The 17,387-nt window shown below is 34.0% G+C and carries 15 protein-coding genes; all 15 read right to left on the bottom strand.

Annotation, left to right across the window (positions count from 1 at the left end):
• Positions 1 to 39: 39 nt before the first annotated feature.
• The 15 genes from JR334_11110 to JR334_11040 all read right to left on the bottom strand — a co-directional run bounded on the left by JR334_11110 (position 40) and on the right by JR334_11040 (position 17,385).
• Positions 40 to 1,413, bottom strand: coding sequence for a DUF4301 family protein (locus JR334_11110; GenBank protein ID QRN85479.1), 1,374 nt, complete (start codon positions 1,411 to 1,413; stop codon positions 40 to 42).
• A gap of 274 nt (positions 1,414 to 1,687) precedes the next feature.
• Positions 1,688 to 2,854: a nucleotide sugar dehydrogenase gene (locus tag JR334_11105; GenBank protein QRN85478.1), complete on the bottom strand. Its 1,167-nt coding sequence runs from the start codon at positions 2,852 to 2,854 to the stop codon at positions 1,688 to 1,690.
• A gap of 7 nt (positions 2,855 to 2,861) precedes the next feature.
• The gene (locus tag JR334_11100; GenBank protein ID QRN85477.1) at positions 2,862 to 3,773 is read right to left on the bottom strand and encodes a glycosyltransferase; all 912 of its coding nucleotides are present in this window, start codon (positions 3,771 to 3,773) and stop codon (positions 2,862 to 2,864) included.
• A 30-nt stretch (positions 3,774 to 3,803) separates the two neighbouring features.
• The gene (locus JR334_11095) at positions 3,804 to 5,168 is read right to left on the bottom strand and encodes a flippase (GenBank protein ID QRN85476.1); all 1,365 of its coding nucleotides are present in this window, start codon (positions 5,166 to 5,168) and stop codon (positions 3,804 to 3,806) included.
• The gene (locus tag JR334_11090; protein ID QRN85475.1) at positions 5,165 to 6,424 is read right to left on the bottom strand and encodes a glycosyltransferase family 4 protein; all 1,260 of its coding nucleotides are present in this window, start codon (positions 6,422 to 6,424) and stop codon (positions 5,165 to 5,167) included. The genes JR334_11095 and JR334_11090 overlap by 4 nt, the downstream gene beginning before the upstream one ends.
• A 49-nt stretch (positions 6,425 to 6,473) precedes the next feature.
• Positions 6,474 to 7,559 (bottom strand): EpsG family protein, encoded by a 1,086-nt coding sequence (locus tag JR334_11085; protein ID QRN85474.1) that lies wholly within the window; start codon positions 7,557 to 7,559, stop codon positions 6,474 to 6,476.
• 98 nt (positions 7,560 to 7,657) lie between these two features.
• Positions 7,658 to 8,857 carry a glycosyltransferase gene (locus JR334_11080; GenBank protein QRN85473.1) on the bottom strand — a complete coding sequence of 400 codons (1,200 nt, stop codon included), beginning with the start codon at positions 8,855 to 8,857 and terminating at the stop codon, positions 7,658 to 7,660.
• A 58-nt stretch (positions 8,858 to 8,915) separates the two neighbouring features.
• Positions 8,916 to 9,926, bottom strand: coding sequence for a glycosyltransferase (locus JR334_11075; protein QRN85472.1), 1,011 nt, complete (start codon positions 9,924 to 9,926; stop codon positions 8,916 to 8,918).
• A 1-nt stretch (position 9,927) separates the two neighbouring features.
• Positions 9,928 to 11,052 (bottom strand): UDP-N-acetylglucosamine 2-epimerase (non-hydrolyzing), encoded by a 1,125-nt coding sequence (wecB, locus tag JR334_11070; GenBank protein QRN85471.1) that lies wholly within the window; start codon positions 11,050 to 11,052, stop codon positions 9,928 to 9,930.
• Positions 11,053 to 11,054: 2 nt separating this feature from the next.
• Positions 11,055 to 12,164 (bottom strand): capsular polysaccharide biosynthesis protein CapF, encoded by a 1,110-nt coding sequence (locus JR334_11065; protein ID QRN85470.1) that lies wholly within the window; start codon positions 12,162 to 12,164, stop codon positions 11,055 to 11,057.
• Positions 12,164 to 13,186, bottom strand: a complete 1,023-nt coding sequence (locus JR334_11060; protein ID QRN85469.1) for a polysaccharide biosynthesis protein — start codon at positions 13,184 to 13,186, stop codon at positions 12,164 to 12,166. The genes JR334_11065 and JR334_11060 overlap by 1 nt, the downstream gene beginning before the upstream one ends.
• A gap of 6 nt (positions 13,187 to 13,192) precedes the next feature.
• Positions 13,193 to 14,422 carry a glycosyltransferase family 4 protein gene (locus JR334_11055; GenBank protein QRN85468.1) on the bottom strand — a complete coding sequence of 410 codons (1,230 nt, stop codon included), beginning with the start codon at positions 14,420 to 14,422 and terminating at the stop codon, positions 13,193 to 13,195.
• A 21-nt stretch (positions 14,423 to 14,443) separates the two neighbouring features.
• The gene (locus tag JR334_11050) at positions 14,444 to 15,301 is read right to left on the bottom strand and encodes an NAD-dependent epimerase/dehydratase family protein (protein ID QRN85467.1); all 858 of its coding nucleotides are present in this window, start codon (positions 15,299 to 15,301) and stop codon (positions 14,444 to 14,446) included.
• A complete protein-coding gene (locus JR334_11045; GenBank protein ID QRN85466.1) occupies positions 15,301 to 15,924 on the bottom strand; it encodes a sugar transferase in 624 nt (207 codons plus the stop codon). Before JR334_11045 ends, JR334_11050 begins: the two co-directional genes overlap by 1 nt.
• Positions 15,925 to 16,344: 420 nt before the next feature.
• On the bottom strand, positions 16,345 to 17,385 hold the full coding sequence (locus JR334_11040) for a DUF697 domain-containing protein (protein QRN85465.1): 1,041 nt from the start codon (positions 17,383 to 17,385) through the stop codon (positions 16,345 to 16,347).
• Between the last annotated feature and the right edge of the window lie 2 nt (positions 17,386 to 17,387).

The following is a 17,387-nucleotide window of genomic DNA, read 5'->3' as shown; positions in this document are numbered from 1 at the left end:
TTTGCATCCTAATATTCAAACTATTAATCCCAATAAAGCTTATAAGGTCTGTCCTTTCCCCTTATGACCATCTCTCAACATGTCATTGACTGTCTTTACAGGATTAAAGGTAATCAGGGGAACTTCTACAAAAAGCGTATTCCAATGGTGCATTGCACCATTCCAGAGCCCTGGATATTCTAGGGCTTTCAACCTTCTACCCTTAAAGCTCTTTTCGCTAATAAAGTATCGATCCTCATTCACGTAGTCCAACAAGTTAAACTTATCACCCTTATAGTCCTTAACAAAGCAAACCAAATCCACTGGATTGAAATATCTGGATGATTCCATTATCTGTCTTTTTTCTTTATCTTCTAAATCAATTTCTGACTTCTCACAAATTTGCAGATCCAGATACTCTCCATTGTCTACAATAAAGGGTCCACCACCTGGTTCGCCCTGATTCCTAACCATGCCACAAACCCTAAGGGGTCTATTGAGTAGGGCCAAAGCACCTTCTTTCGTGAATGGTTTCTTATTGCTTATGTTTAGGCTTTCTTTTATGAAGCTCTCGATCTCATCCATATCGTAGTCATCGATGAGTATATCCTGGATATACTCGTCGATTCTTTCTTTGGTTTTCAGCCCAATCGAGGCCAGCTTTTTCTTTGCTTCAATGGTTTCGCCCAGGTAATCCCGATGGCATACATTGTCAATATTCTTAATGAATAGGATATCTGCATCTAGATCATTTAGATTTTCAATCAGAGCACCGTGTCCTCCAGCCCTGTACAAGACTTCACCATTTTCAAGAATAAATGGTTTGTTCTTCATATCTACCGCCAAGGTATTTGTCTCTTCCTTTTGGAAAGAATAGGAGATATTAACATGCTTCTTACCTTCTATCGCCTTTTCCACATACTGGTTGAACAATTCTTCGTATTCTTTCGATATGGTGAAATGGAGACCTATAGTGTCCCCTTTCAAGTATTCTTCCGCCTCATAGATATGCTCATCTATTGGTGTTACGTCACCTTCATCATACGAATGTATTTTAATTAAGGCTTTCGGTAGATTCCCATAGTTGAGTCCATCAGCCAAGATGTTTCGGATAATTGTAGTCCTGCCTTCTACTGTTTCCTTGCTGATTTTTCCGTCTTGAATCAATTTTTGAATATCACGATAGAATGGAAACTCTTCTAAATCATTAAAGAAACGGGCAGTGAAGTCCGTTTCTACCTCATCGTCTAGATACTGGTACAGATCCTTGAACATTCGTGTTGCTGCACCGCTTGCTGGAATAAATTTAAGGCAACTATATTTTAGGTAGTCATCACTGCTAGTGCTAACTTTGGTTATTTCTTTTTCTGTTACAGCTGACACAATATTTACATACTGTGTTCCTCTTTTAAACTTTTCAATATATTTATCCATCTTTGTCCCTCTTAAAATTTCTAGTCCAATAGGCTAAGAATCATACGTTAGCAAAGCTCTAAGCATCTACTTGTATCTACTCTTCAAAACGCTATTTTTAGACATCATCCATGCTACGCTTTCCTAAAAAAATTCCGCTTCTAGTAGCACAGGTTCATGGCAATAGTTCAAGCTTATCTTTGTTTTCCGCATAGTTTCTTATTTGCCATTATTAAAGCACAGACTGTCAAGATTCTTGACAGTCTGTGGATACCTCTACTATATTCATAGTTCATTAGTCTCTGCTATAAATGTCCCTGGTATATACTTTTTCTTGAACATCAATAATATCGTCTGTCATTCTGTTGGTTACAATAATATCGCAGACTTCTTTGAACTCACCCAAGTCCTTAACGACTCTTGAATTAAAGAATTCGTCTTCCATGAGAGCTGGTTCAAAGACAACCACTTCAATACCTTTTGCCTTTACTCTTTTCATAACGCCCTGAATAGATGATTGTCTAAAGTTATCTGAGTTCATCTTCATGGTTAATCTATATATGCCTACCGTTTTTGGGTTCTTTTTAATAATCATATCTGCCACATGATCTTTTCTAGTTCTGTTGGCATCTACAATGGCAGTCATGATGTTTTGTGGTACATCACAATAATTGGCAAGCAGTTGTTTAGTGTCTTTCGGCAAGCAATAGCCTCCATAGCCAAAGGATGGGTTGTTATAATGACTTCCGATTCTAGGATCTAGACATACTCCTTCAATGATTTGTTTTGTGTCTAATCCTCTTACTTCTGCATAGGTATCTAGCTCGTTAAAGTAGGCTACTCTTAACGCCAGATATGTATTTGAGAATAGTTTTACGGCTTCCGCTTCTGTTGAATTAGTAAAGAGGACATCAATGTTTTCTTTGATTGCGCCTTCTACTAGTAAGTCTGCAAACTTTTTGGCTCTTTCAGATTGTTCTCCTACAATTATTCTGGATGGATATAGGTTGTCGTATAGGGCCTTGCCTTCTCTTAAGAATTCAGGTGAGAAGATAATGTTATCTGTGTCGAACATTTCTTTAACTTTTTCAACATATCCTACTGGTACGGTGGATTTAATGACCATTACTGCTTCTGGATTGATGGATAAGACATTGGCAATAACAGCTTCAACTGTTCTAGTGTTGAAATAATTCATTTCAACATCATAGTTGGTTGGGGTAGAGATGATAACATATTCAGCATCTTTGAATGCTAAATAACTATCTGTGGTTGCTGTTAAATTTAAATCTTTATTTGCTAAATACTCTTCGATTTCTTTGTCAATGATAGGCGATTTCCTATTATTGATCATGTCTACTTTTTCTTGAATGACATCCAGTGCTATTACTTCATTATGTTGTGCCAATAGTACTGCATTGGATAGTCCTACGTACCCGGTTCCTGCTATTGTAATTTTCATAGTCCAATTACCTTCCTATTAGCTTCTTTACCATCTTCTTGAATCTAAATATATAATAATCATGTAGTTTCATATAATGTTCCTGAAACCTCTTCACAATAAGTTTATTTAATTCGACATTTTCAAAATTGCATATTCCATTATCTTGACTAACTTCGAAATCATAGCGCGATGATGTGCCACTATGAGTCCCCGTTCCATCTAATCCGATATTTTTAATTCTTGATTTTACAGGATAAACGGTTACCATGTCTAACTTTGATTGAGAATAGCACCACCTTATTGCCCAAGAATCTATTTTCCCCTCCATTTGTGCATCTAACATATTAGCCATATCTCTTCCGCCACGATTCATTTTTTCCCTTAATTTCTTATCATTTTTAAATCCACAATAATCCGAAACATCCCAATCTACTTTAGCCCATCTATCTTTCCATGTTGCCCAACCCCAACTACAAGCACGATATGATAAATAAACATCATGGTTATAATTATTTGGAATTTCTATTGGAATATTGAATCCACTAATAGACCAAATAGATTTATTCCTTTTATAAAAATCTAAAGCAGTGTTCATATATCGCAGAAAATCATTTGATGAAATAAGATCATCTTCAACTACAATTACTTTACCGAATTTATCAATTATTTCAGAAACTCCACCAATTATTGAATTGGCCAACCCTTTATTCTTTTCCGCCTTAATAATCTTTATATTTTTAAAATAGTTTAGATTAGGTAATGTATCGATATAATTTCTTGTCTCATTTACAAGTTCAATATTTGAATCATTTTTTGTTGAATCGGAGTAAATAAAGACTTCCGTTTCTTTTGCCAAAAAATTGTTTGCTAAAGCCTCAACAGTTTTTTTCGTATGTTCCGGACGATTGTAGACAAATATAATAACAGGTGCTAGCATAAACGATCTCCTTTGTATCAAAATCCATTATTAACTGTTTTTCAATATTAATAATAACCTTTTTGGTGAAAATGATTTAAGAATCATAATAGTTGATATTCTTGTATCTTTAAAAACCACCAATGCTAATATATTAGCCGAAAATTGAGCAGATAGTGTTGCAATCGCTGCACCATATCCACCCATAATTGGAATCAAAATATAGTTAAGACTTATGTTGACTACCAATCCAACAAAAGTATATATCAAGGTATATTTTTGTAAACCTTCACAGATTAACCATATTGAACGTGCAGAGCCAAGCATAGCAAAGGTACCTGCCCATACACTAATCGATAAAATACTGGCTGCATTAGCATACTCAGCTCCATAAAGTATGCCTATTATAATATTAGAAAATCCGAGAATGAAAATTCCAAATCCTATTCCCATCCATGCAACAATGGTATATAGCAGCTGTAAAGATTTAATATAGCTCTTTTCATCGATTTTTTTCTTACCCATAATAACTGGTTTTAAAGAAGTTATAACAGCCATGGGAACAAAATACCACATACTAGCTACTTGAGTTGCTGCCGAATATATTCCAACCTCAGTTCTACTTGGCATCATTGATCCCAACATAACATTGTCTATTTTCATATATAAAGTTATCATCAAACCGGATAATATTAAATACCAACTTTGTGACATAATATATTTAGCATAGTTAATATTAATTTTCCACTTATCCTTATTTTCTCTAAACTTGTAATATGCGATTATTAAAGAAGTTCCAATTATTAAAGCATCAATAGAATAAATAAGCGCATATTGAATCAAACCGCCCCTAAAAATCACCAAACATATTTTTAATATAGCAGAAAGTACGTATGCACTCATTCTGATTATTGAAGAAATCTTAGCTTTTTGATAAGCCTGAATCCAGTATTCGATAACTTCAAGAGATTTGAGCACCATAGTAAAAGACATAATCAGCACAAGGATATGTAGGTTTGTATCATTTGGTTCAATGATTCTTATAATTATCCCTGCAATTATTGTCAGTAATATTCCACCAATAGCTCTTAATATTAAGCTAGTGCATAGAATAGCACCTTCATCATAGTCTTCGTCTACAATCGACTTAACTGTTAGTGTTTCAAGACCTAAAGTTGATAAGGCTGTAAATAAAGCTGTAAATGATAAAGCGTAGTTGAATTGTCCAAATTTCTCAGGTCCAAAGTATCTTGCAATTATAGCTATCACAAATACGCCAATTAACATTGTAAATGCTTTATCCCCCACTAACCAACTGGAGTTCTTGATTACTTTAGTTGCTACTTCACTCTTCAGTATCTTATTTTTAGTTTTTATAAACTGTTCTAGAGTTTTCAATGTTGAATCCTTCTTCATGCTATATTTCTATATATCTCTATCAACCGTTTAGTGTTTTTTTCTCTATCATGGGTCTCCAACGCATGGTCACTGGCTTTTCGAGAAAAATTTAACGCTAAATTCTCATTTTGAAACAATTCACACACATAGTATGCCAGCATATAAGGGGCATCGGATTGATAAACAAATCCTTCTTCTTTATGTTTTAGCATATCTGCTACACCACCTACATCTGAAGCTACACATGGAACTCCTAATATCATAGCTTCTCCTAACGAATTTGGGCTGTTTTCAATAGATGAAGGGCATACAAATACGTTTGATTTCAAATATCTTTCACACATTTTTTTTTCATTCAAAAGTCCTGTAAAAACTACATTTTTCATTAAATTGTATTTTTTTATAAGTTCTGTAATATATTTAGCATAAGATGTTTTCTTAAGTTTCTCTTTCAATGTATCAGATTTTGTAATGTTATGTCCTGCAATATACAGTTTTGTATTGGGAAATCTTTTTAATATTAATGGCATTGCCTGAAGCATAAAGTGTAAGCCTTTTATTGGATATGAAACTTGGCTCAGGAATATAGAAAATCTTTCACATTTATCTATATCCCATATATGTTTGTAAAATTCATCTCTCAAAGTTTCATTACAAAAATGATATTGTACTTTAGAATTAATCTGAGTAACACAAGCTTTATCCCAGGTAGTACGACCTATAACATGATTCACCTTTTGAATAGCCTCAATTTCGGATTTACCTCTAACAGAAAATTTCTTCTGCTGCTGTTTTAAATTATCTTGCCTTATAAAATCTCTGAAAGTAAATCTTTTTTGAATCCTATCTGGTAAACAAGCCATATAGTGTTTTGCAATTATCGATACTAAACCCTGAATTGAAATAACAGTCTCTATTCCTTTATCATTACAGGCATTAACCATCGCTAATGAATGGGCATACTCTGTTCCGAAAATATGTACTATACTCGGTTTAACTTTATCAAGTATCATTTTTAACCTTAAACTACCTTCTAAAGAAGGAGTATCTTCGTTATCCACCTTTGGAAAAGAATAATAGTTAATCTTTTTTCCTTTTAGAATTTGTAAATCATTATTATCATTTCTAGGAAATGCTATTGAGAGCTCTATATCGTTTTGATCAGATAAATCTCGAGACGCATTTATAAGCCATCCTCCAAATGGCGATGGTATTTCATTCAACAATAAACTAGCTTCGGGTAATGGTATGTTTGTTAGCCATAGTATTTTCATTTCATTTATTACTCCTTATACTAAACTTACATGTTTAGTCATACATCATCTATATAAATATTTTGAATACATAGTGTAATAATTCGTTTTTTATAAACAAGTTTCTATATACTGATAACATATTAATAAACAATAATACAGATAATACATTTATTAGATATTTACCTAATATTCTTTCCTTTTCATTTTTAAAACAATTTTGTAATAATGGTATTATCAATAATAATGAGAACATAGGATAATATACTAGCCGTGTTGCAATAACTGAAGAAAGTGTTGCAAACGTCAATATGACAAATATTATAAAAAGTTTAATAATTATTTTATCTCTATCATTAAAATTAAACTTACCTATTGTTAACGCCAAAAACATAGCTGTTATAAAAAATAGAAAAAGTCCTTTACCACCAGATATTGGTACTCTGTAATTATAATTATTTAAATAAACTTCATACACACTCTGGCCACTGAACCTAATATAGAGTCCTATAAATTTATTGGCTAGATCCGAAAATAATAAAATTGGTGAAAAAGCTAATCCAAGGAATAAGGTTTTCATCCTTAATTTCAATAAAAAATATAACGGAATACAGATAATGGCTGACCGGTGAAAGAATATCGCTAATAAAATAAAAAACATATATTTATACAATTTTTTTTCAACTATAAATTTCAATGCATAAAAGAATATTGCCGCAGCTACCATCTGTCTAATAGTGTTAAAAATATTAAACAAGAAGAAAATTACAATAAATAAAATTACATAATGTCTATATCTGCCATGTTTATCAAAATATCGAACTCCTAAGTAAATAAAAATATATGTTATTGCTGAATAAGTCAAAAACATAAATTGTTGATTGAAGCCAAAAAAACGAGCCGTATTTGCGATTATTTTAAAAGAAGTCTCAATACGTGGAATATCATAATCCATCAAATATAGAAAATTTCTTGCATACCCTTGATAATCATTTCCTACATTAAATCTAAACCCTGTTATAATAATTAAAATTAAATATGGTATAAAATCAATTATATTAACAATATATTTATTTGCTATATTATATTTATAGGCTAAATGCGCAGTATAAGATATGCTCATACATACTATAGTCAAGATAATATAAAAGCTCATACAACCACCTCTATCTTAAAAAAACGTATTTTACATGAAATAGCTTGTTTGAATTAATATAATTTAAACCAAGGTTCTTATTATACTTTACTGTATTTCTATACGTATATAAATTCAATAATTTTATCAATCCAAACATTCCAATTTTTATTCTGAATAACGAACTCACGAGCTGCTGTTGCTTTTTGAATCAAACAATCTTTGTCCTGCTTCAGCACAAAATCTATAGTATTCGCAATCTCAGCTGGTGTTTCATCCAGTGTGACAAATACGTTATCTAAATACTCTTTGGTAAGCCCATTCAGTTTTGTAGTAATTACTGGGGTTCCACTCAATAGATACTCAATTATTTTTGATGGGAATGTATAAAGACTAATAGGATCCTTTACATGTCGGGGGTTTATAAGAATACCAGCTTCTTGTTGAATCCTAATCATTTCAGAATTAGGAACATTCCCCATAAACCTTACTCTATTGTCTTCTTTAGAAGCTTGCTCAATATAATGCTCAAGAGGACCAGAACCATAAATTTCAAGACATAACCGATCACTATCAACAAGTCTTACTGCTTTAATCAAATTCTTAATACCATTATACTCAAATAGTGCTCCACTAAAAACCATCTTGACCATGTCATTTTCTTGTATGCTTAACCACTGGCCTCCTGGCTGGTTCTTAGGTGTACAATCTAAATCAAAGCCTCCATCTACTAAAATATATTTTGAGTTAGATGCATATTTTTCTATTGATTTCTCATTTAAAACAATTAATCCATCAAACTTTTTAATATTCTTCACTACAGATCTATCTTCGATATACTTTGCAACCCTTCCAATAAGGCTACGCCTCACTACGTCTACGGGTGGATCTGCAAAAATACAGATAGTCTTAATACTGAATAGTTTTGAAGCAAGAATTATAGGCATTGCAACATAAGGAAAAGCATTAAAGCAAATAATAACTTTTTTTTTGTTACCATTCTTTTTTGCCCATTTACATATCATAACAAAAGCATTTATTATTAAATAGATTTGCTTTATTATAAAAATGTTTATAAAAGGCACTTTTAGGGCATCTATATCATTCGTTAAACGAATACTTCCAGACCCAATATAGCTCTTTTTTTCTCTAGGAAATGCTGCAATTGGAGTCTCAGTTAACACGTATAAATCTTCTACTAATATCTTTTTCAGTCCCTTAAGTATACCCATCTGCATCTTGTTTCCAGCAACAGAAGGTCCCAGGTATTTAGTACAATCTTCTGTTTTGATAACACTTCCTAAATATAGAACTTTCAATTTCGGCACGCTCCTTACTGCAATTACATTTAATACATAATATTTCCCATAAATTATTTCACTGTTGGATATTTAATTTATTTTCTATAATACTTATCATTAACTCTACCAATTTTTCACTATTAAAACTATCAAAAAAATAAGCATTCACATAACCATCCAATATCTCATGTGAAAACAGGCAATCCGAAGCAAATACAGGAGAATTATGCATTTTTGCTTCAAGCATAGGTAATCCAAATGTTTCAATATATGAAGGAAATATCAGTATCGATTTACTATAATAATCATAAACTTCTTCTATACTTATTTGTCCAATGAAATTTATTGGAAGATTTTCTTCTTTTACTGACTTGTATAGATTTTTTATATGGTTGCTTTCATTACCATTTAATGTAAAAATAACTTTGAAATTTGTAATTCCACTAGCAATCAGTTCTTTTGTTACCTCAACAATTATTTTGTGATTTTTATACTCTGCACCACTTGCAGGATAAAAGAATAATTTCAAATTTTCGTTTTCTTGTTTATAATACTTCTTAACTTTAATATTTACATCGGGGTGTATTAATTCAAACTTACTTGGAGCTGTTTTTACTTTTTTTAAACATTCTTCTCTTAACCATTCCGTTTGAACAATTACTTTATCGGCTTCTTTTATTGACTTAAGTATCATTCTACCAATTATGTTCTGATAAACCCAAAATTTAAAGTTTTCGGCTATCTTATAGCGCTTCTCAACAAAAGGTAAAGACTGATGTAAATAAAGTGTTTGTGGAACACTCAGTTTTTTTACAATTACATTTTGTAAAGATAAAACTTCGTCTACTTTATATTTATCTACAATTTTTTTTGCTATGAACTTATCAAAATACAACCTATGAAACCAGCTTTTTTTTACCCATGGATATTTTAAAATCTTTACATTTTTTGTCTCTTTTAAGTCCGGAGTGCTAATTACAAAAATCCATTCTTTCTCGATATCGAACACGGCTTCTTCATAATATTGTTTTAATATTGTTAATGCTCCGCCATGCTCTGCAGGAACATCAAAAACCATTGTTTTCATATCAATCACCCCAAACAACTTTATTTACATAATCTGTATAAGATAGCACTATCCTCAGTACTTTATCAGATACATTGGGCACGCTGTAATCGCCAACTACTCTCAATGTGTTTTCCTCTTGGGCTTCCAATACATCTAGCCCCTGCATTATTCTTTCTTTTTCAAGACCAACCATCATAACTGAGGCTTCCTCCATTGCTTCTGGTCTTTCATGAGCTTGTCTTATATTGAGAGCCTTGAAGCCTAGGATTGAAGACTCTTCACTAATAGTTCCGCTATCACTTAGAACTGCTTTCGCCTTAAGTTGAAGCTTCACATAGTCATTAAAGCCGAGTGGTTTCATTGTTATCACCAATGGATCAAACTCTATTCCTTTAGCTTCAATCATCTTTCTAGTTCTAGGATGAGTACTCATAATTATCGGCATCTTATATTTTTCAGCCACAGTGTTTAGGCTATCCACTAGGTTCATAAAGTTTTCTTCTGAACTAATGTTTTCTTCCCTATGAGCTGATACCACAAAATATTGTCCTTCTTTAAGCTCAAGCCTTTCGAGAACATCCGATTTTTCAATATCCTCTTTTCTTGAATTTAGCACTTCAAACATAGGACTCCCAGTCTTAATAATTCTATCTGCTGGTAAGCCTTCTCTTAGAAGATACTCTCTAGCAATATCGCTATAGGGCATATTGATGTCTGAAGTATGATCTACAATCTTTCTATTGGTTTCCTCTGGCACCCTTTGATCAAAACATCTATTCCCTGCTTCCATATGGAATATTGGGATATGTCTTCTCTTAGCTGCAATAACACATAAACAACTATTCGTATCTCCAAGCACCAAGAAAGCATCCGGTTTTACTTCTTCCATAATGGGATCAATCTTAACAAGAATATTTCCAATAGTTTCCACTGCTGTTCCAGTAGCAGCATTAAGGAAATAATCTGGTTTTTTAAGATTAAAGTCTTTGAAAAAGACTTCATTTAATTCGTAATCATAGTTCTGTCCAGTATGAACTAAGATATGTTCAATTGCTTCCGATTCTTCCAGTTTATTAAGAACCGCAGATAATCTTATTATTTCTGGTCTAGTTCCAACTACCGTCATTACTTTCAGTTTTTTCATTTTCACACCTCCAAATAATAAGTATCTGGCTTCTCCGGATTAAAGCATTCATTAACCCACATAACCGTCACAAGATCCGTTTCTCCAACATTAACAATAGAATGTGTATATCCAGTAGGTATGTCAACTACTTGGAGCTTATTCCCACTCACCTTATACTCAATAACTTCATCTTCATCTATCTTTCTAAACCGGATTAGGCCTTCCCCGCTAACAACTAAAAACTTTTCATTTTTAGTATGGTGCCAATGATTACCCTTAGTGATTCCCGGCTTAGATACGTTAATAGATACTTGGCCTCTATCCAGTGTTCTAATCATTTCCGTAAAAGAACCCCTGTTATCTGTATTCATTTTTAAATCATAAGCAAAGTCATCTTCTGGTAGAAAGCTTAAATAGGTGCTATATAGTTTCTTCGTCAGATCATCATTCATGTTTGGAATACTTAAGTCACTTCTGCTTTTTCTAAATCCTTTAATAAGGTCTGCCAACTCTCCAAGCTTTACTTGATAGCCTTCAGGAACTATACAGTAATTACCTTCTCTCGTTGGTTTTCCATCTAAAACATTTAAAAACTCTACTAACACATCGTCTATATAACAAAGATTTAGACATGCTTCCGGATTATTGATTTGGATATCGATATCCCTAGCAATATTATGGCAGAAGGTCGCTACCACCGTATTATAGTTTGGTCTACTCCATTTCCCAAAAAGATTAGCTAGTCGATATACGTAAACAGTAGCACCTGTTTCCTTACTATAGTCAAATAATAAATCTTCTCCTGCCTTTTTACTTTTACCATAAGGATTATCTAGTTTCGCTTGAATAGAAGAAGTAATAAGGATTGGGGCTTTATTGTTGTGCTTTTTAAGTAAATCCAACAATTCTGAAGTAAAACCGAAGTTGCCTTCCATAAACTCTTTTTCTTCTTTCGGTCTATTCACCCCAGCTAAATGAAATACAAATTCGCACTCTCTTGCATACTCATCCAATAGAGTGCGGTCCGTATCTAAATCAAATTCCAATATATCAGTGAAATCTTTATTTTTTAGCTCAGCAATTAGATTCTTACCTACAAATCCTTTTGAACCAGTAATTAGTATTTTCATTACCTATTCTCCCAATCGTTAATCTCATTACGAATATAAGATAAGGTTAGTAGCTTTTCTTTAGTCTGTTCTACCGTCAATAATTCTGTATTATTTGAATTGAATTCAGATAATTCTTCTCTTTTTTGATCCCCATCCGTAAAATACTTATCATAATTTAAATCTCTTTTATCAGCTGGAACCCTATAGAAGTTACCCATATCAACTGCATGAGAGCATTCTTCATTTGTAAGTAGTGTTTCATACATCTTTTCACCGTGACGTATGCCAATCACTTTTATCTCATTATCTGCATGGAATAATTCTTTAACTGCCTGAGCCAATACTTCAATAGTAGTTGCTGGAGCTTTTTGCACCATGATATCTCCACTTTCAGCATGTTCAAAAGCAAAAATAACTAACTCCACCGCTTCCTCTAGGCTCATAATAAAACGAGTCATATTGGGCTCTGTAACGGTCAAAGGCTTACCGGCCTTTATTTGCTCAATGAATAATGGTATAACAGATCCCCTAGAACACATCACATTACCATACCTAGTCCCACAGATTAATGTTTTATTCGGGTCAACAGTCCTAGCCCGTGCAACAAACACTTTTTCCATCATAGCTTTTGAGGTTCCCATAGCATTGACAGGATATGCTGCTTTATCGGTAGACAAACAAATAACCTTCTTAACACCAGCTTCGATGCAAGCTGTTAAAACATTATCTGTGCCCATAACATTAGTCTTTACTGCCTCCATTGGAAAAAACTCACAAGAGGGTACTTGTTTCAACGCCGCTGCTTGAAATACATAATCAACTCCATACATAGCATTTTTTATACTAGCAATATCTCTTACATCACCAATATGGTACTTGATTTTGTCATTATTATATTTGTGGCGCATATCATCTTGTTTTTTTTCATCCCTAGAAAAAATTCTTATTTCTTTTATCTCTGTATTCAGAAATCTTTCAAGGACTGCATTACCAAAAGAACCTGTCCCACCTGTTATTAATAGCGTCTTATTTCTAAACATATATGTCTACCTCCAATATCCTTTGTCCATAAAGAATTTGTCCATTCGCCTCAATAGCTTATCCTTGTTAAAATTATCATCATAATATTTTTTTGCATTTGCACCATATTGAATTAAACGCTCTTGTGATTTGCTAGCTAACAAGATAATACTAGTTGCTAGGCCTTCAATGTCGCCCGGCTTGCTGCAGATCCCTGCTCTTGCTTCAATTATGATTTTTTCAGTTTCACCTGTAGCAGAAGCAATTATTGGAATACCACACGCCATATAAGATTGTAATTTAGCAGGTATCGTCTTCGCAAACAGCGAGCTATCCACCAGGCTCAAAAATGCAGCATTATTAGCAGCCATAAATTCCGGGATTTTCCGTGCTGGCTGTTTTTCAATAAAATTGAACATATTTTCTACGCCATTTGACTTTACCAATTCTATCAACTCTGTCCTATATCTTCCATCCCCTACAATATTAAAGCATATCTCAAAATTCAAATCCTTGTCTTTAATTAAAGCAGCAGCTTTCGGTAATATATCTAGCCCTTGAGCATTACCAATATTACCAGCAAAAATTATATTAAAAGCATCAGTATTTGGTATCTCTGGAATTATTAATTCTTTTAGTGGAATATAAAAATCTTCCGCATATTGTGGCCAATACTCAATTCTTTCTGTCGGTACTCCACGTTCATTTATTGATTCAACAAAGCTATTTGAAGTAGTAAAAATTCTAGTACACTTAGAATATATATAATCAACCATTTTCCCAATAGCACCTAAAATATACTTATTCTTAATTCCGGTAATTATTTCAACATTCTCCGGCCAAAGATCCTGCACATACAAGTAACAAGGAATCTTCCTTTTCTTAGCATACCAAACGCCAGGAAGAGCTTGTGTCATAGGCGATACCTCAAATATAAATACATAATCAGCCTTAATCTTAGTGAATGCTTTCCAGAAGAAACCTGACACAACAAATGACAAATAATTAAGAGCAAGCATGATTGCATTATTGCCCCTTGGGATGAGAGGTATTCTAATAATCTCCATACCGTTATAGGTATCTTTCCTCTTCTTAAACAATCCATATCCTTTATAATACTTACCTTGAGGATAGTTCGGAATACCTGTAACTACCGTTACTTTATAGCCTCTTTTAACCCACTCTGTACAAATATCATTAATACGAAACTGCTCAGGGTAGAAATATTGCGCGATGACTAATATGTGTTTTTTCAAACTCTTATCCACCCTTCCAAATTATTTTTCCGTCAACTCAATAGTTTCTCTAAATGTTCTTACTTGGTAATTCGCCTTATCATAGTCACTCATAGACTTCTCATAAACCAAATTACCAAACACCTTATTCACTGTTCCAATTCCAAACATCAAGCTCAATAGAGGATTGAATATTCTGGTCATCCATATCTTCTTACCATGAACCTCAGCAACCACACGAACCATTTCACTAGTCTTCACATACTCTTCATTCTGCGGGAAGAACAAGCCACTTTCCTCATTATCAATCATCAACTTAATAAACTCACATAGATTATCTATATGAAGCATACTGCGCTCATTCTCAAAGTCAGGAAATATTGGTATCTTCTTAGCCATATTTGCAAGTCTAGGATAATTGCCTTTAGACCCTTTCCCATAAATCATTGGCGGCCTAAGCACTACTACTTTAAAATCATCAGACTCCAAATCCTTGATACCTTCCTCTGCCTGCAACTTACTATTCCCATAAAAGTTACTCGGTGTTGGTACCGTATTTCTATCAATAACTCTCTTACTACTACTGCTATCACCGTAAACAATGATGCTACTCATAAAAACGAACTGCTTCACACCTTCTGCCTTTGCCTTTGCAGCAGTTTCAATCGTTAAGTCCCTATTCACTCTATAGTAAAGGTCTTCCATCTTAGGATCAGATGAAACATGAGCAATACCAGCCACATGAAACACAACATCATACTGAGAAAAATCCTTCTCTTTCCATGACTCATCTATCATATCAACCGTATCTACTCTATATTTTTCAGGATTCCTCACAAGCCAACTCTCTAAAGAAGTACCTATAAAACTGTTCTTTCCAGTGATCAATATTTTCTTCATTACTTCACCGTCTTTTCAGTTTCAGAAGTTGAACTTTGACCAGTCCCACCTTCAACAACGCCTTCCGTCTTTAGTACACTAATTACAGTCCCAAAAAAGCATCTCGTATCCATCCAGAACCCAATCTTCTCAACATACTCTCCATCTAGCCTAGCCTTACTATCGATTGGCAATTCATCCCTACCATTAATCTGAGCCCAGCCAGTTAAACCTACAGGCACATCATTCGCACCATACTTATCCCTTTCAGCAATCAGATCATACTGATTCCAAAGAGCTGGTCTAGGACCAATTATACTCATCTCACCTTTAAAGATATTGATGATTTGTGGTAACTCATCAAGAGAAGTTTTACGGAGAAATTTACCCACCTTAGTAATCCACTGATCCGGATTCTCTAAAAGATGCGTCGGCGTATCCTTTGGAGTATCTATCCTCATCGTCCGAAACTTCAAAATATTAAAATGTTTCTTATGCAAACCCACCCTTTTTTGCCTAAAAAGTACAGGCCCTTTAGAATCAATTTTTATTGCCAATACTAGCAGCAAGAACAAGGGAGATAAAATTACTAAGCCTAAAAAAGATAATACAATATCAATCAATCGCTTTATTCTAAAATACACCCAAATATCCCCCTACTATTAGATTTTTATGCCTTTGAAACGCTCTCATATATACTCTTGAAAATTTTGAACAGATTGTTCTAGACATCAATTCCACTCACGCATAGACCTTACATATTCTTAGCATACCCCATTACCTATCAGCAAGAATTCAAAAACAGCAACAAAATATCATTCTTAAATGCAGATAGTAGAAGATAAAAGTTAGCTTCTATCATCTATTCTAGTGAAATTACCAAGCTCAAAGATTGGTATCATGTCATACTGGCTAGAGCTCTAAAACCAGTTCCTTACTGGATTATCTGCCTCATTTTTTTATGCATAAAATAACTAGCCATATTCCATGGTATTTACTTCTATACCCTATCAAAACTAGCCCTACATCTAAATTACTTCCTAGGGTAGAAGCAGGATTAGCATCTACCGATCTCTCCTAAAAACATGCCTTAGGAAGGCACTAGGAGACCTTCTCTTCTTCGTTTTCGTTGGAGTCATAGCGGTACCAAAATCCATACTAGCGGTTGCCTCTTCGCTTGACATGCCTGGCATAACCTTACCAAAGGCATTCTTAATACTATTTGCTCCAGATGCCCCCATCTTCTGCGTCATGTACTTCACATAGGCCATACGGGAACGCCTAGCTTCCTTACGAGCAACCGTTGCAATCACACTATCCGAATAATTGGTATCCTCTACAATATTAAGAAGCCTCTTCTTATACTTATAGCCGTTATACATCACAAAGGCAAAATTGGAACTAGCCTGAATAAGAGGACTAATCGCACCAGAAAGAATACTAAGGAAGGGAATAGAACCACTAGCAGACTCCGAACCCTTCTGAGACATCACCTCTGCAAACTCCTCCACAATTTCCCGAATCTCATCATCAAACTCCTCCAAAAGACCCGTTAAGGAAGCAGCAGAAAACACATTAAAATAGACCTGGGCCAAATCCTTCGCCGGATAACGAACCCCCACCTTTTTAGACAGCCTGTAAATCATCTGGCTATTTCCCAAAAGAATGGTCAAACCATCAATAAAAGAATTCGGTGAAATCGTCACCGTCGCCGTAAGCTTCATCGCCGTCTTACGAATAATCTCATCAAACTCATCCAACTGCTTTTTCAAATGAGCAATGACCAAATCCTTCTTCGCTTCCTGACTCAAACCCTTTTTAGCCTGATCCGTCTTAGCCACCAAATGACGATACAACTGATTGGTCGCCTGCACTTCCCCCTCATTCATCCTCTGAATGGTTTTGGTAGAAGGAATATACATATATTTAAGCAAAGGCCACACCAAATAATATAAGACCAAAAAAGCCACCAAAACATAGAAACCCAGTTCCAAATAATAATTCCCGAAGCTAATGGTTCTAGCAAAAGCCACCATGCCATTAAAGGCCGTCACCAAAAAATAGAAAATGATAAACGCAAAAATAATTTTTAGCAATTTCATCATAC

It is taken from the genome of Clostridia bacterium, from assembly GCA_016887505.1.
Taxonomy (GTDB): Bacteria; Bacillota; TC1; order TC1; family UBA5767; genus UBA5767.
The sequence above is the reverse complement of the archived record's forward strand: the minus strand, read 5'-3'. Positions and strand labels throughout refer to the sequence as shown.

What these genes read in the sequence shown, in the direction of transcription:
- JR334_11065 (QRN85470.1), bottom strand. Translation starts at nt 12,164, where the DNA reads ATGAAAATACTAATTACTGGTTCAAAAGGATTTGTAGGTAAGAATCTA.
- JR334_11105 (QRN85478.1), bottom strand. Translation starts at nt 2,854, where the DNA reads ATGAAAATTACAATAGCAGGAACCGGGTACGTAGGACTATCCAATGCA.
- JR334_11095 (QRN85476.1), bottom strand. Translation starts at nt 5,168, where the DNA reads ATGAAGAAGGATTCAACATTGAAAACTCTAGAACAGTTTATAAAAACT.
- JR334_11050 (QRN85467.1), bottom strand. Translation starts at nt 15,301, where the DNA reads ATGAAGAAAATATTGATCACTGGAAAGAACAGTTTTATAGGTACTTCT.
- JR334_11040 (QRN85465.1), bottom strand. Translation starts at nt 17,385, where the DNA reads ATGATGAAATTGCTAAAAATTATTTTTGCGTTTATCATTTTCTATTTT.
- JR334_11060 (QRN85469.1), bottom strand. Translation starts at nt 13,186, where the DNA reads ATGTTTAGAAATAAGACGCTATTAATAACAGGTGGGACAGGTTCTTTT.
- JR334_11085 (QRN85474.1), bottom strand. Translation starts at nt 7,559, where the DNA reads ATGAGCTTTTATATTATCTTGACTATAGTATGTATGAGCATATCTTAT.
- wecB (QRN85471.1), bottom strand. Translation starts at nt 11,052, where the DNA reads ATGAAAAAACTGAAAGTAATGACGGTAGTTGGAACTAGACCAGAAATA.
- JR334_11075 (QRN85472.1), bottom strand. Translation starts at nt 9,926, where the DNA reads ATGAAAACAATGGTTTTTGATGTTCCTGCAGAGCATGGCGGAGCATTA.
- JR334_11110 (QRN85479.1), bottom strand. Translation starts at nt 1,413, where the DNA reads ATGGATAAATATATTGAAAAGTTTAAAAGAGGAACACAGTATGTAAAT.
- JR334_11100 (QRN85477.1), bottom strand. Translation starts at nt 3,773, where the DNA reads ATGCTAGCACCTGTTATTATATTTGTCTACAATCGTCCGGAACATACG.
- JR334_11090 (QRN85475.1), bottom strand. Translation starts at nt 6,424, where the DNA reads ATGAAAATACTATGGCTAACAAACATACCATTACCCGAAGCTAGTTTA.